Here is a 14,625-nt window from a genome sequence, read left to right on the forward strand (position 1 = left end):
ACCGGAGCGCTGTGATCGTTCTGAGGGGCGTACTCGGCAGTGATTCGGACTCGGGTACCGATGTAGTGACGCTCACCAACCCGGTTAGAGCACGCTGTATCGCCACCGAGGACCGGCCACGAGACGGTGACGAACGCGAGTGAACTCCCGTCGGTGGAGGGACGAAGACCGGAGAGCCGGTGGCTACTCGGTCGGGAAAGCCGGTGGCTACTCGGTCGGGAAAGCCGGTGGCTACTCGGTCGGGAAAGCCGGTGGCTACTCGGTCGGGAAACGAAGAACCCCACGTCGCGTGGGCCTTACATCAGGTAGAACAGCGGGAAGAGGAAGACCCACACGATGTCGACGAAGTGCCAGTAGAGGCCGAAGTACTCCACCGGCCGATGGTCCTCGAGGTAGGCGTCCACGCTGACGATCCGGTAGATCATGAAGAGCGCGATGAGGACGCCGATGATCACGTGCAGGGCGTGGAGCCCGGTCGTGACGTAGTAGATCGAGTACTCGATACTGTACCACCAGTACTCGCCTTCGGAGATCTTCGAGCCGTACTCGAAGGCCTTCACGCCCATGAACGTGAACGCGAGCAGCAACGTCGCCCCCATCGAGGCGAGCAGGCCTTTCTTGTTGCCGCGTTCGGCGAACACCAGCGCCAGGATGACCGTGAAACTCGAGGTGAGCAACACGTAGGTGTTCAACAGCCCAGCCTCGGTGATCGTCTCGATGTGCCAGTCACCCCACCCCAGATGGAGCCGCATGAAGATGTACGCGCCGATGATAGCGCCGAAGACGACGACGTCGGACGCGAGGAACACCCAGATACCGAACTTGGTGTTCCCGATACCGTCGAACGGCCACCGCTCCGCGATGGGCATCTTCGGGGCGTCGAACTGCTCGACGCCGAACTTGAACAGGGTGACGCCGAGCATGACGAGTCCGATCCCCGTCAGCGCGGGGTAGATGACACTGGGTTCGGGCGCCGTGTTGAGCGACTGCCCGAGCGTGTCCGGCACGCTCTCGGCGAACTGGAACACGTAGGACGTGATCCCCGACAGGCCGAGGAAGAGCACGAACGTCGAGATACCGATGCCGAACGGCCAGATGCTGGCGTGGTCGGCGTGTTCCTCCTCGTGGGCGTTGACGGCGTCGGCTTCGTTGCCGTGGGCGACGCCGCCGTCGGTCGCAGCGCTCGAGTCGTCGACGAACTCGAGGCGACCGCTGGCGTAGCTCGGGCGACCGCTCCAGTTCTCGAGCGGCGGCGGCGAGGGAACTGCCCACTCGGCCGTGCGTGAGTACTCCCACGGGTTGTCGGGTGCCTTCGGCCCGTACAGCAGGCTGTGGACCAGCGTCCCGAGCAGGATCAGGAACGACGCGCCGAAGACGAACGCGCCGACCGTCGAGAGCTGGTGGTAGAACTGCACGTCGTCGGCGAAGTGGAAGACGCGCCGGGGGGTCTCCCAGGCGAGGAACTGTGGGAAGTACAGCAGGTTGAAGCCGACGAAGAAGACGGCGAAGTTGAGCTTCCCGAGCGCCTCGGAGTACATCTTCCCGGTGATCTTCGGCCACCAGTAGTAGAGGCCGCCGACGAGGGCGGTCGCCCCCGAGACCATCACGTAGTGGAAGTGGGCGACGACCCAGTAGGTGCCGCGGAACTCGTAGTCGAGTACGACGGCCCCGAGGAAGACCCCGGTGATGCCGCCGAGGATGAACAACACGAGTGCACCGAGTGCGAACAGGAACGGCGTCGTGAACCGTACCCGTCCCTTGACCATCGTGTAGATCAGCGCGAAGACCATCAGGTCGAACGGCAACGAGATCCCGATGGTCGTCGCCATCATCAGCGTCTTGATCTCGAGGTTGATGGTCGTCAGGAACATGTGGTGCATCCAGACGAGGAACGACTGGACGGCGACCAGCACCATCGCGATGATGACCCACTTCCGGCCGACCAGACGCCGTCCGGTGAACGTCTGGAACACCTCGAACATGATCCCTAGCGCGGGGAAGAAGACGATGTACACCTCCGGATGGCCGAAGAACCAGAAGATGTGGGCCCACAGTAATCCCGACCCCTGTTCGCTCGCGAAGTACTGGGTCAGGAACAGTCGGTCGGAGAGTAACAACAGCGCCGCGGCCAGCAGCGCCGCGAACGCGAACAGCATCATCCAGACCGTCAGCAGCCACGACCAGGTGAAAAGCGGCATGTTCCACAGGCCCAGCCCTTCGGCGCGCGAACGGTGAATCGTCACGAGGAAGTTCACCGTCCCGATCGTGATCGAGATCACGAACAGGGCCAGCGCCAGCACCATCGCGTTCCCACCGGTCGTCGCCTGCATCGCGGGCGTGTACGTCGGCACGTTCAGCGGCGCGTACATCGTCCAGCCGCCGGCGAGCGTGCCGCCCTGGAAGAACGAGATGCCCGCGAGGATTCCCGAGAAGAGGTAGAACCAGTAGCTCAGGGCGTTCAGGCGCGGGAACGCGAGGTCGTCGGCCCCGATCTGTAGCGGGACGAAGTAGTTCGCGAACCCGGCCGCGAACGGCGAAAGGAACCAGAAGACCATTATCAGCCCGTGGGCTGTGACGGCCTGGTTGAACTCGACCGCGTCGAGAATGCCGGCTCCACCCGCCTCCCAGAGGTGGGCGCGGAACAGCAGCGCCAGCACCCCGCCCAGTAGCAGGAAGAACAGGGCAGTCGACAGGTAGAGGATGCCGACGTCTTTGTGGTTCGTGGTCACCAGCCAGCGCTTGACTGAGCGCTTCGGTGGTAGGTCACCCATCAGTTGTCACCTCCGTCGTCAGCGTCGTCGGATTCGTCATCGGTTTCTTCGGTCTCTTCGACCAGTCCTTCGAGGGTGTACGTTTCGTCGACCGGTTCGACGAACTCGACCGAGTCCTCGACCGGTTCGAACTGATCGTCGGTCGGGGTGATCTCCAGGTCGTAGTCTCCACCCTGTTCGATCTCGGTGATCGAGATCGTTCCGTTCTCGAAGTCGGCCTCGTCGTAGGAGAAGCTGAGATCCTCCTCGTACTGATCGTTCTCCTGGTGTTCGAGGCTGAGTTCGAAGCCTTCGGTCACCCGATCACCGTTCTCGTCCTCGAGGGTGATGTTCATCGTGAGCATTTCGTCGAGCCACTCGTCGTAGCGATCCTGCTCGACGACCTCCACGGGGGCGTTCATCCCGGAGTGGCCGAAGCCACAGAGTTCGAAACACTCGACGGTGTGTTCACCGGTCTCTTCGGCCATGAACCAGGTCTCGTCCTGTTCGCCCGGGATCGCGTCGGCTTTCGCCCGTAAGCCGTTGATCCCGAACGAGTGCCAGACGTCGTCGGAGGTCACCTGGACGCGAACCGGTTCGTCGACCGGAACGACCAGCTCGTCGGATTCGACGCCGTTCTCGTAGTAGAAGTTCCAGCCGAACGCGAAGCCTTCGACATCGATCTCGATGGCCTCTTCGGGTTCGTCCGGGCCGTCCTCGACGTAGAGCAACATCCCGTACGTCCAGACGACTAACGAGATGACGATGATGGCACTCAGACCAAACGAGAGGAACAGCTTCTTGCCGCCCTTTCCACCTGTCGGAAGTTCCCCGACTGACGGGAGGTCCTCGTCGTCGCCGGGATCGCCGGTATCCCGGTACTTGTACGCGTTGTACAAGGTGTAAGATATGACGACGACGCCGACGATCGTCCCGAGTCCGAGGAACACCAGAAAGATGTCCTCGAACACGTCGACGCGCGTCTGCACCTCCATCGGGTACGTTAGTGCGCTGAAGATTGTATTCACCTCTATTGAAGTCCGTCTATATGTCGGTCGATGGTCGCCGGGGGCACTTATCTATTTGGAAACTGGCCGACGACGGTCTGCTCTCCGACCTCCCCGCGACGAATACGACCGTCGTTCGCCGGTGATTCCACATGCCAGTCCTCGACGGATGTCAAGGGTTCCTCCACCTTTGTTCTAACGCCATTCCATCCGGTTAATTGTGGAAAATAAGCCAATGAGGGCGCGTTACGGGAAGTTTTCCCGAACCAGTTCGGGATGGCAGACCGGACGGTTCCCTGGCGCGGATCACCCACGACCGTACTCCCCTCGCGCGCGACCCCCGACGGAAGACTCTAACGCCACGACGGTCAGGTATGCCAGAAGACGTCCTCTTCGAGTTCGAGCGCCGTCTCTCCGCCGACGACATCGCCTCGTACCTCCGAACCGTGGCCGACACGCTCGAGGAGGGTGACGCGATCACCCTCGAGGCCGGCGAGGAGTCCGTGACGATGACGCCGCCGCCCCGGCCCGCCTTCGAGATCAACGCCGAGCGGGAGACTCCCAGCGACGGCCTGGCGAACTCAGTCTCGAGTTCGAACTCGAGTGGGCGGTAGCGAGGACCGAACGGACGACGTCGACCTCACGATCGGGTAGCCCGTTTTCGAGGGGACCGGTTCCACGAGAACGGGTACCCATTTCTTTAAGCCTTTATGCGACGGGGGAGAACGAGGGCGTATGGCTCAGCCACACGTCCTGATCCTGGGAGCACCGGGCGCAGGGAAAGGGACCCAGAGCGCGAAGATCAGCGAGGAGTTCGACGTCGAACACGTCACCACGGGCGACGCGCTCCGGGCGAACAAGGAGATGGACATCTCCGACATGGACACCGAGTACGACACGCCGGGCGAGTACATGGACCAGGGCGAACTCGTTCCGGACGAGGTCGTCAACGCCATCGTCGACGAGGCCCTCTCGCAGGCCGACGGCTACGTCCTGGACGGCTATCCGCGCAACCTAGAACAGGCCGAGGAACTCGAGGGGATGACCGACCTCGACGTCGTCCTCTATCTCGACGTCAGCGAGGAGGAACTGGTCGATCGACTCACCGGCCGTCGCGTCTGTTCTGAGTGTGGCGCGAATTACCACGTCGAATACGACCAGCCCGAAGAGGAGGGCGTCTGCGACGAGTGTGGCGGCGAGTTGATCCAGCGCGACGACGACACCGAGGAAACCGTCAAAGAGCGACTGCGCGTCTACCGGGAGAACACCGAACCGGTCGTCGACCACTACGAGGACCAGGGCGTTCTCGAGCGTATCGACGGCGAACAGGCCCCGGACGAGGTCTGGGAGGACGTGAAACACACGATCGAGACCGTCGCCTGACTAGGTGTTGTCGACCTCGATCTCGTGGTGAGCGACGTTGAGATAGGTTAGCTGTGGCGGCAACGTGTACTCGTCGGGATAGAGATCGATGTCGCTGTCCCGAAGCGCTTCGTCGTACTCGAAGTCGACGCTCGCCGAGTGGACGTTCGTCGAGGCCGCGATCAGCGCACCGGTGAACTCGACGTTCGACTGCATACAGACCTGTTCCTGGCACTGCCCCTGGTGGAACACCTCGTTGTCCTTGTCACCCCACTCGGCTTCCCTCGAGACGTACATCGTGCCGGTGTAGGAACTCGATCCGGGACCGATCCCGACGTGCGTTTCGGAGGTCCCGTACACCTGCAGTTGGGCAGTCTCTCCACCGACCACGGAGACGTGCCCACCCTCGATGTCGAGGTTGCCCGTCGTGTAAATCTTCAGTTCGTTATCCGTCCCGCCAGGGACGGCGCGCAACTCACCTTCGATGGTGATGTCGTCGTCGACGATCAGCGTCGCGTTCCCCTCCGAGAGGTCGAACTCGAGTTCGTCCCCGATGTACAGTTCCTCGTCGGTCCAGTAGGTGCCATTGCCCTTCGCGGTGTCGCTGCTCGAGATGGGATCGGCGTCGGCTTGCTCTTCCTCGACCATCTCCTCGATCACCTCGTCGAGTTCGGGCATCGTCCCGTGGCGGACGGAGCCGTCCTCGACGTCCGCGTTGTCGAACCCGTCGAAGTTCTCCGAGACCACGATGCCGTCCTCGTAGGCCTGATCGATGTCGAGGTATCCGACTTCGATCTCCACCGTGCGGTTGTCGTGATCGACGTCCTGCACTGACGTATCGCCGGCCTCGTTCTTGAAGAACCGCTCCCAGCCGCGATAGTAATCGCTGTGGATCGTGATCGTCACGCTCTCGTTCTCGACGACGTTGACGTTCCGGAACGGCTCCGTCCGATTGGTCGCGAACGTGACGTCGCCGGAGGAGAGGTGGTCCTCTCCGACCGTAGTGATCACCGGCAGGTGAAGCGTGTTGGTCTCGTGCGTGTAGTGGATCCGCGGTGTGGAGACGAGCTGGGTCTCGTTGCCCGTTTCGCGGAACACGGCTCCCGACTCGTAAGCGATGGTCGTCCCACCGCTGCCCACGTACTCGATCGTCCCGATCGTCATGTCCGTCAGGTCGCCCTCCGCGAGGGCGTCCGAGGTGACGTTGATCCAGCCGCTATCCTCGCGGACGACCGCGCCGTCCTGGCCGACGTCGAGGTCGATCGATCGCGGGCTATCGGCGGTCATCGTCGTGGTCGTCAGTTCCTGACTCATCTCGACGAACGCGGTCTCGATGCGTTCCTGTTCGCTTTCCTGCTCGAGGCTCGTTGCGGCATCGCTGGCGACGAAAAAGAGTCCGACGCTGATCGTCGCGGCCATGCCGATCAACAGCACCATCCCGAGGACGGCCGACTGGCCGCGGCTCGGGAGATCCACCCGCCGGTCATCACGCCGGATACTCATGGCTTGAGGTATTTCGCGCCGAGGATTATGACGTTTGCCCTGGAATAGTTGGGGAAGGGACAGGAATGCTGGCGAGGCTCGGGACGACCGAAGAAAAACACTTGTATACCGCACGTGCGCTAGCCCAACCAGATGACGCGTACAGCCGAGAAGGTCAACTCCCTCGTCCGCGAGGACGCCGAGATGGTCGACGCCCTCGAGACCATCCGCGAGACGGCCGACGAGAACGGCGGCGAAATACAGTGGGGGGACGTCAGCGACGATCTCTCGACCGGGCAGTGGGGGCGGTTGATCGAGAAGGGTGTGTTGGTCGACGGCGACGAAGGGTTCGAGATCGCGGACCGAGAGGCCTTCGACGAGGCACTCGACGGCGACACCGACTCGATGGTCCCCGAGGTCGACATCGACGACGAAGCGACGAAGTGGTCCCAGTGGGACAAACTCGCCGGCGTCGGCGCACTCATGCTGATGGTCGGCTACTGGTTCGACTCCGTTCGAAACACCGTCGGCGGAACGATCGACATCGTGCTGGCACCGCTCGATGCCGCTCTGCCGTTTTACGCCGTGATTCTCTCCGTCTCCCTCCTGACGGGGCTATACTCCACGTTGCTGCAGGCGAACCTGATGAACCCCGAGATCATCGGGAAGTACCAGGAGCGGATGCAAGCGATGCAGGAGAAGCAGAAAGACGTCCAGGAGCGTCTGCAGGAGGCCAAAGAGCGCGACGCACCGGAGGCCGAGATCGAACGCCTCGAGAACGAACAGGAGCAGGTTCGGGAAGAACAGATGGAGGCTATGGCCGAGAACCTCGGCATGTTCAAAGAGCAGTTCCGGCCGATGGTCTGGATCATGCTGTTGACGATCCCGCTGTTCCTGTGGATGTACTGGAAAATTCTCGGGAACCACGGCTCGGCCCTCGGTGAGGCGGAGTTGCAGATGGTCATGCCGATTGCCGGCCACGTCCACCTCGACAGCGGCCTCCTCGGTCCGATGTGGGGCTGGATCGTCTGGTACTTCCTCTGCTCGATGGGCTTTACGCAGTTGCTCCGCAAGGCGCTGAACGTCGACATGAGCCCGTCGAGTTCCTGATCCCGCGGCACGCGCTCGAGCGATTCAAAACCCCTTTTACTTGCCCCGTCGCAGATCGAATATGTTACTGACCGTCTCCGGCCCGCCGGGAAGCGGGAAGAGCACGACTGCGGAGTTGCTCGCCGACGCGTTCGATCTCGATCACGTCAGCGGCGGAGACATCTTCCGGGAACTGGCCGACGAACGCGGTTATACGCCCCTCGAGTTCAACAAACTCGCCGAGGAGAACGACGAGATCGATCGCGACCTCGATCGCAGACTGCGCGAGATCGCCATCGAGGAGGACGACCTCGTGCTCGAGTCCAGACTCGCCGGCTGGCTGGCCGGCGACCAGGCGGATTTCCGGTTCTGGCTCGACGCCCCAGCACGCGTCCGCGGCGAACGGATCGCCGAGCGCGAGGAGAAAGACCCCGCTCGAGCGACCGAGGAGACCCAGGCCCGGGAGGCCAGCGAGGCCCAGCGCTACGAGGAGTACTACGGGATCGACATCCGCGATCTGACGATCTACGACCTCTCGGTGAACACGGCCCGCTGGGAACCCGACGCCGTCCTCGACATGCTCGTCACCGCCGTCGAGGAGTACGACCCCGCCGGCGACGAAGGGAAGGCCCCCATCGACCTCGACTACGAGTTCGAATGACGGCCCCGCTACGTGGACCGCCCGACGAGCGATCACCCGCCGAGTTGCTCACATTCGGCGTCGTCAACCTCGACAAACCGCCGGGGCCGTCCTCGCACCAGGTCAGCGGCTGGCTCCGGGACGCCGTCGCCGGCGCGCTGGCCGACGCCGCGGACGCGTCGATCGACCAGGCCGCCCACGCCGGGACCCTGGATCCGAAGGTCACCGGCTGTCTCCCGGTCATGCTCGGCGACGCGACCCGGCTCGCACAGGTCTTCCTCGAGGGACCGAAGGAGTACGTCGCCGTCCTCGAGTGTCACGGCCGCGTCCCCGAGGACGCCGGATCCGTCGTCGCCGCGTTCGAGGGACCGATCTACCAGAAACCGCCCCGGAAGAGCGCCGTCTCGCGACGCCTGCGCGTCAGGGAGGTGTACGACCTCGAGGTCCTCGAGCGCGAACAACGTCGGCTCCTCTTGCGGATCCGCTGTGAGAGTGGCACCTACGTTCGCAAACTCTGTCACGACCTCGGCCTGGCGCTGGGGACGGGCGCACACATGGGGGATCTGCGGCGAACCGCCACGACGCCGTTCGACGATACGGACCTCTGCTCGGCGACCGAGTTCCTCGACGCGCTCGCGTTCTGGCTCGAGGACGACGACCCCGACCCCCTCTACGAGGTCGTCGACCCGGCCGAGCGCATCCTCGAGGGGATTCCACGGGTCGTAATCGCCGAGTCGGCCGCCCGCGAGGTCGCCAACGGTGCGCCGATCTACGCCCCCGGCGTCCTCGAGGCGGACGACGCGGCGGGCGAGGAGGACCTCGTCGCCTGTGTCACCCCCGACGAGGCAGCAGTCTGTCTGGGGACGATGGTCGGCGATCCGAGCGCCGACTCCGGCGTCGTCGTCGACCTCGAGCGCGTGCTCGTGTAACGACGGGCTCCCGGTCGGCCGGCCACGCCGGAACGAAACGACACCCTTAAGCGGCAGACGGCCATCGATCCAGATGCGGGACCGTGGGGTAGTGGTATCCTCTGCGCATGGGGTGCGTAGGACCCGAGTTCGACTCTCGGCGGTCCCATATTCTGTCGCAAGCAAATTCGCAAGCGACAGCAGTGGAAGAGCCGGGATCGAACATGCGAGTCGCAGCCCACGAGCGACCGTAGGGAGCGCACCGGACCGTCTTGCTCCTGTTCGAGTCTCGGTGGTCCCACGAACGTGGTGACTGGGTCCCCGTTGCATCATCGACGTAACAGGAGCCCATATTCTGCTGCGAAGTACACAGTGAGCAACAGATTCCTGTAGTGAACCGACAGCGTGAACTACTCGAGATCGCGGGGATCGATGTGATCGATCTCTTCGATGGTTGGATACAGCGTGTCGGTCGAAACGATCGGTTCCTCGAGAACCGTCGCGACGCCGAGGTGGATGGCGTCGAACAGGTTTAACCGATCGTACGAGAGTTGCAACGCCGACCCGGCAGCGACGTGTTCCGGTCGCAGTGGGACGAACGTAATTCCCTCGTCGGCAATCAGTTCGTGAACCGTCGCTCGTTGCTCCCGGTCCCATTCGCCCTGCATCGCGTACTGGACCTCGATACACGTCGCAACCGAGGTCTTTGGATCGTCGATCGTCTCGAGGTCGACGACCGAACTGAGCCAGTCGTCTGCCTTCAGAACTGCGAGAACGACATCTGTGTCAACGTACACGTTTCCGCTCCAGTCGGTCTTCGATGTCCTGCTCGGCGGCGTCACCCGTTCGCTCGTGCATTCGTTTCTGCTGTGCTTCGCGCGCGACCAGCCGGGCACCGTATCGGAGGGCCTCGGACCGTGATCCGAACTTCCCCTCGTCGACGAGTTCGTCGAGTTCCTCGACGAGACCCTGGGGCAACGAGACTGGGATCGACTTTCTATCCGTGCTCATGTGTATACATATGTATAGGGACCGTATATGATTTTCGAACTCGCCACCGTCACTGGTCCGGTAGTCGTCTCTTTCCCTCGACGAAACGTCAAGATACCGTCCGTAGAACACGAGTCGCTGACCGCGGCGGAGCCGACCTATACTGGGTAGCTGAGGGTGTTCACACGCCCGAAGACCGGACGCCCGGTTGCAGAAACATTAAAGACCCGGTGTGATAATCCTAGCGTGACACTATCGAGAATCCTGACGATGCCGACCGGATCCGTCGTGACGACCGCCCGTACCGAACCCGAGCCGATCGACGGTTCCACCCTGCGCTCGAGCTAGCGATGATTCAACGACTGGACGACGCACTGCCGCCGGCGATAACGAAGACGACCCTCTATCACGTCGTCCGCCTCGGACTGCGCCTCTACGTCGCCTGTCTCCTGTTGCTGGGCACGTACAGCGTCTTCTGGCTCGCCGAAGTCGCCGGAATCCTGCCCGGACAGTTGCTGTCGACGATCTGGATCGGCATCGCCGTGATGGGGTGTGTCTTCCTCGTGTTGCTGGTCGTCCTCTTCTACAACGCCCGCTCGAGCGCCCGATGAGAGTCCGAGCCGAGCGACAGTCGGGACGCTTAACCCCGCTCGCTCGAAGGATCGGGTGATGACGGTCGTCCTCGCCGGCGTGGGTGCCGACACGACGAACCTCGGCGCGCTGGCACCGCTGTACGACGACGGACGGTTCGAGTACGTTCCGATCCCCGAGAAGACTCGGGAGACGAGCGAAACGGAGACGCTGGGGTCGTGGACGCTCCGGGCCGACGGCCGTACCGCCGCGGATCTGACGACCAGGATCGACCCCCAACCCGTGCGGGGCGAGGCCGATCCGGTGACGGGCGAGGCGCTCGAGTCCTGGCCGCTGCACCGCGACCCGAACTTCACGGCGTTGACCTACGGCGAACACCGGACGAGCGGCTACGTCTCGCGGCTCCGGGCGCTCGAGCCGGGGGATATCGTGGGGTTCTACGCGGGCCTGCGAGGTCCCGACGGGAACCGCTCCCACCGGTACCTGATCGGCTACTTCACGGTCGCGGACGTCGCGGTCGTCAGGCCCGAGACGCCCCGTGAACGACGCGAGGCGATTCTCGAGGCCAATCCCGAGAACGCTCACGCGAAGCGCGCTCGAGACGGCGACCTCTACCGCGCGGACAAGACGGTCGTCATCGTCGACGGCCGCGAACCCGGCGGGCTGTTCGATCGCCATCCGATCCGGCTCAGCGACTACTACGTCAAGCCAGGTAACGAGCGGGCGCAGTACTACCTCCGCGAGGAACTGGCGTCGGCCTGGGACGTCAGAGCGGGGGGCGAGAACATGATGTACAAACCGGCCTACCGGTGTGCGATCGACAGCGCGGCGTTTCGAGAGCAGGTTGGGCCGCTCGAGGGACGGACGCCCGCCGACGCCCGGATCGGAAAAACGTGAACGACCGCTCGCCAGTACTCCCACGCCAGGGCGAGCGAAACCGGTCGGTTTCTTGTAGCGTTCGCTCGAACCCCCGTCAGTGACGGACGACAGTTCCCGCCACGAGCGCATCCGGCACCACGCGACCCCGGGGAGTCGGAACTCGCTGGCCTTCTGGACGGATGCCAAGTCGCCCCTGCGGATCGCGTACAACTACGTGCTCGTCTGGCTAGCGCGGATCGCGCCGAGCCTGCGGCTTCGACGCTGGTTCCTCCGACGCCTCGGGATCACCGTTGGAACGGGCGTCTCCTGGGGCCTCGAGGCCACGCCGGACGTGTTCTGGCCCGAGTTGATCACGCTCGAGGACCACGCCATCGTCGGCTACGACGCGACGCTGCTCTGTCACGAGTTCCTCCAGGACGAGTACCGGACCGGCGAGGTCGTGATCGGCGAGCGTGCGATGATCGGCGCGGGAGCGATCGTCCTGCCCGGCGTGGAGATCGGCGACGAGGCACGCGTAGCGGCGAACTCGCTTGTGACGCAGGACGTGCCGCCGGGCGAAACTGTCGCCGGCGTTCCGGCCCGACCGATGGGGACCGACGCGGACGACGAACGCTCGTCGAAAGGGTCGAACGTCGAGGAGTAGCGGTTGGACTGACTACAGCGACGACCAGGACTTGCGGGCCGTGTTCCAGGACGTGATCGACGCGATCCAGCGGGCGGCGATGAGCTTTTTCAGCGTTTGAGCGGGCTTGCCACCGAACGTATCGACGGGCAAGGAGAGGCCAAGCGCCGGCTTGACCTCGTGGGCGACGGCTTTCTCACCGACCGAGATGACGGTCCCCTTGTCGGTGAACTCCCAAGTCTTGAGTGGGCGTCCCTCGATCGCACGCGCGATGTTTTCACCGACGACTTCGGCGGCCTGCCAGGCGGCCTGGGCGGTCGGCGGGGCGGGCTGGTCGCCTTGATCGACGATCGCCGAGTCGCCGATGGCAAAGACGCGCTCCTCGGAGGTCTGGAAGGTAGCCTCGGCGTTGACGCGGTTGTGCTCCTTCTCGAGGTCGGCGTCGTCGAGCGCGTCGCGCCCGGTGATGCCGCCGGTCCAGACGAGTACGTCGTGCTCGAGCGGTTCACCTTCGTCGAACTCGATGTGGTCCTCGGTGGCCTCGGTGATCGGGTCGTCCGTGTGGATCTGGACGCCCGCGTCCTCGAGCAGGTCGCGCAGGGCCTGCTGGATCTCCGGATCGTTCCCCGGGAAGATCTCCTCTAAGGCCTCGACGAGATGGATTTCGATGGGCGCGCGGTGGTTGTCGCGGAACTCCGCGATTTCGCCGGCAGTCTGGATGCCCGAGAGGCCGGCACCACCGATGACGACCTGCGCGGGTTCGCCGCGGGTTGCCTCCTCGCTGGCTTCTTTGACGGCCTCGTGGATCTCGAGGGCGTCGTCCAGGCTCTTCAGCGTCAGCGAGTGTTCCTCGAGGCCGGGGATCCCGTAGTAGGCGGTCTGACTTCCCAGCGCGACGAGGACGTAGTCGTACTCGACGTCCTCGGCGTCGGCCAGTTCGACGACCTGTTCGTCGACGTCGAGTCCGGTTACGTCGGCCTGGATGAACTGAGTCGACGGATCGGCGATCTCTTCGACCGGGAACGTGATGTCCGAGCGGACGTCGGGGTCGCGGATCACGCGGTGGGCCTCGTGCAGGACGAGGTGGTAGTCGACGTCTGCGATCCACGTGAGCCGCGCGTCCTCCCCGAGTTCCGACTGGAGCGTGTTAATCGCACCCGCACCGGCGTATCCGGCACCGAGTACGACGACCTTTTCAGTCATAGTCCACAGTCAGAAACACTCTGTTACAAAGGTGTTGAAACGCGAATGGGTATGATAGATGATGACACAACGAAACGATGATGAACGATTCCGGCGCGCCGGCCGCTCGCGCTCGCACCGACGGGAGCGGACGTACCGGAGGGTTCGACCCGACTAGAGGATCCGCTTCCCGAACGCGCTCGCCGCGAGTTCGGCCGCCAGGATCGCCGTCTCGTTGCCCTCGTCGAGGATGGGGTTCACCTCGACGACGTCCATCGAGCGAAGGACGTCGTCGCGCTCGTGGCGTTTGGAGACGGTCTCGAGCGCGGAGTGGGCCTCTCGGTAGGTGACACCGCCCCGTACTGGCGTTCCGACGCCGGGCGCGGCCGTCGGGTCGAGCCAGTCGAGATCGAGGCTGACGTGGATTCCGTCGGTCCCGTCGGTCGCGACCTCGAGGGCGTCTTCGACGACGGCGGTGATCCCGCGCTCGTCGATGTCGGCCATCGTAAAGGCAGTCATCTCGCTCTCCCGGACGAGTTCACGCTCGCGGTCGTCGATGCTCCGGAGGCCGACGTAGGCGATCGACTCCTCGCGGACGGTGGGGGCGTTTGCCCAGTCCATCTCGCCGAAGACGCCACGGCCGAGCACCGCGCCGAGGGGCATCCCGTGGACGTTCCCGCTCGGCGACGTCTCGGGGGTGTTGAGGTCGGCGTGGGCGTCGAACCAGATCCCGCCGAGGGTCGCGTCTTCGGCCGATCCGACCATCGATCCGATCGCGACCGAGTGATCGCCGCCGAGGACGAGCGGGAACTCGCCGTCGGCGAGCGTCGCCGCGACCTCCTCCGAGAGGCGCGAACAGACGTCTTCGATCTCGCGGAGGAACTTGGCGTCGCCGCGGACCGGTGGATCCGCGTCGGGATCGCGTTCCTCGGCACGAGGGACGAACAGATCACCGCTATCGACGGTGTCGACGCCGGCTTGCTCGAGTTCGTCGCTCAACCCCGCGTATCTGATCGCCGACGGGCCCATGTCGACGCCGCGGCGGTTCGCCCCGTAGTCCATCGGTGCGCCGATGATTCTGACGGTGGACATGGTCGGTGGTTCGACCCCAGGTGATTTGACC

Annotated in this window: 14 protein-coding genes, 1 tRNA gene and 1 pseudogene; 9 read left to right on the forward strand and 7 right to left on the reverse strand. The window is 64.0% G+C overall.

Annotated elements, in window-relative coordinates; all coding sequences use genetic code 11:
- Positions 1 to 296: 296 nt before the first annotated feature.
- A complete protein-coding gene (locus TX79_RS10080; RefSeq protein ID WP_049927321.1) occupies positions 297 to 2,771 on the reverse strand; it encodes a cbb3-type cytochrome c oxidase subunit I in 2,475 nt (824 codons plus the stop codon).
- Positions 2,771 to 3,745: a cytochrome c oxidase subunit II gene (coxB, locus tag TX79_RS10085; protein WP_049927322.1), complete on the reverse strand. Its 975-nt coding sequence runs from the start codon at positions 3,743 to 3,745 to the stop codon at positions 2,771 to 2,773. The genes TX79_RS10080 and coxB overlap by 1 nt, the downstream gene beginning before the upstream one ends.
- A gap of 386 nt (positions 3,746 to 4,131) precedes the next feature.
- Between coxB and TX79_RS19860 the strand changes: the two are divergent.
- Positions 4,132 to 4,411, forward strand: a pseudogene (locus tag TX79_RS19860) (amphi-Trp domain-containing protein).
- 81 nt (positions 4,412 to 4,492) lie between these two features.
- Positions 4,493 to 5,140 (forward strand): adenylate kinase, encoded by a 648-nt coding sequence (locus TX79_RS10095; protein WP_049927323.1) that lies wholly within the window; start codon positions 4,493 to 4,495, stop codon positions 5,138 to 5,140.
- Here the strand turns inward: TX79_RS10095 and TX79_RS10100 are convergent, their stop codons facing one another.
- The gene (locus tag TX79_RS10100) at positions 5,141 to 6,622 is read right to left on the reverse strand and encodes a DUF7289 family protein (protein ID WP_230198564.1); all 1,482 of its coding nucleotides are present in this window, start codon (positions 6,620 to 6,622) and stop codon (positions 5,141 to 5,143) included.
- A gap of 132 nt (positions 6,623 to 6,754) precedes the next feature.
- On the opposite strand from TX79_RS10100, the gene TX79_RS10105 reads away from it, so the two are divergent.
- The 4 genes from TX79_RS10105 (at position 6,755) to TX79_RS10120 (ending at position 9,407) form a co-directional block, all read left to right on the forward strand.
- Positions 6,755 to 7,711: a DUF106 domain-containing protein gene (locus TX79_RS10105; protein ID WP_049927324.1), complete on the forward strand. Its 957-nt coding sequence runs from the start codon at positions 6,755 to 6,757 to the stop codon at positions 7,709 to 7,711.
- Between the two features lie 61 nt (positions 7,712 to 7,772).
- Positions 7,773 to 8,351, forward strand: a complete 579-nt coding sequence (gene cmk, locus TX79_RS10110) for a (d)CMP kinase (RefSeq protein WP_049927325.1) — start codon at positions 7,773 to 7,775, stop codon at positions 8,349 to 8,351.
- On the forward strand, positions 8,348 to 9,259 hold the full coding sequence (locus tag TX79_RS10115) for an RNA-guided pseudouridylation complex pseudouridine synthase subunit Cbf5 (protein WP_049927326.1): 912 nt from the start codon (positions 8,348 to 8,350) through the stop codon (positions 9,257 to 9,259). Before cmk ends, TX79_RS10115 begins: the two co-directional genes overlap by 4 nt.
- 77 nt (positions 9,260 to 9,336) lie before the next feature.
- A tRNA-Pro gene (locus TX79_RS10120) sits at positions 9,337 to 9,407 on the forward strand.
- A 241-nt stretch (positions 9,408 to 9,648) separates the two neighbouring features.
- Here the strand turns inward: TX79_RS10120 and TX79_RS10125 are convergent.
- Entirely contained in the window at positions 9,649 to 10,035 is a 387-nt protein-coding gene (locus TX79_RS10125; protein WP_049927327.1) for a type II toxin-antitoxin system VapC family toxin, read from the reverse strand.
- Positions 10,025 to 10,249, reverse strand: coding sequence for a ribbon-helix-helix domain-containing protein (locus TX79_RS10130; RefSeq protein ID WP_049927328.1), 225 nt, complete (start codon positions 10,247 to 10,249; stop codon positions 10,025 to 10,027). Before TX79_RS10130 ends, TX79_RS10125 begins: the two co-directional genes overlap by 11 nt.
- Positions 10,250 to 10,578: 329 nt before the next feature.
- Between TX79_RS10130 and TX79_RS10135 the strand changes: the two genes are divergently transcribed.
- The 3 genes from TX79_RS10135 to TX79_RS10145 all read left to right on the forward strand — a co-directional run bounded on the left by TX79_RS10135 (position 10,579) and on the right by TX79_RS10145 (position 12,341).
- On the forward strand, positions 10,579 to 10,839 hold the full coding sequence (locus tag TX79_RS10135) for a hypothetical protein (protein WP_049927329.1): 261 nt from the start codon (positions 10,579 to 10,581) through the stop codon (positions 10,837 to 10,839).
- A 58-nt stretch (positions 10,840 to 10,897) separates the two neighbouring features.
- Positions 10,898 to 11,716, forward strand: coding sequence for an Nmad3 family putative nucleotide modification protein (locus tag TX79_RS10140; RefSeq protein ID WP_049927330.1), 819 nt, complete (start codon positions 10,898 to 10,900; stop codon positions 11,714 to 11,716).
- Positions 11,717 to 11,795: 79 nt separating this feature from the next.
- Complete coding sequence (locus tag TX79_RS10145) at positions 11,796 to 12,341, forward strand: acyltransferase (protein WP_049927331.1); 546 nt, start codon at positions 11,796 to 11,798, stop codon at positions 12,339 to 12,341.
- Positions 12,342 to 12,353: 12 nt separating this feature from the next.
- Here the strand turns inward: TX79_RS10145 and TX79_RS10150 are convergent, their stop codons facing one another.
- Entirely contained in the window at positions 12,354 to 13,523 is a 1,170-nt protein-coding gene (locus tag TX79_RS10150; RefSeq protein WP_049927332.1) for an NAD(P)/FAD-dependent oxidoreductase, read from the reverse strand.
- Between the two features lie 153 nt (positions 13,524 to 13,676).
- Positions 13,677 to 14,594, reverse strand: a complete 918-nt coding sequence (gene rocF, locus TX79_RS10155) for an arginase (RefSeq protein WP_049927333.1) — start codon at positions 14,592 to 14,594, stop codon at positions 13,677 to 13,679.
- Positions 14,595 to 14,625: the final 31 nt, after the last annotated feature.

The organism is Halopiger goleimassiliensis (genome assembly GCF_000455345.1).
Classification (GTDB): domain Archaea; phylum Halobacteriota; class Halobacteria; order Halobacteriales; family Natrialbaceae; genus Halopiger_A; species Halopiger_A goleimassiliensis.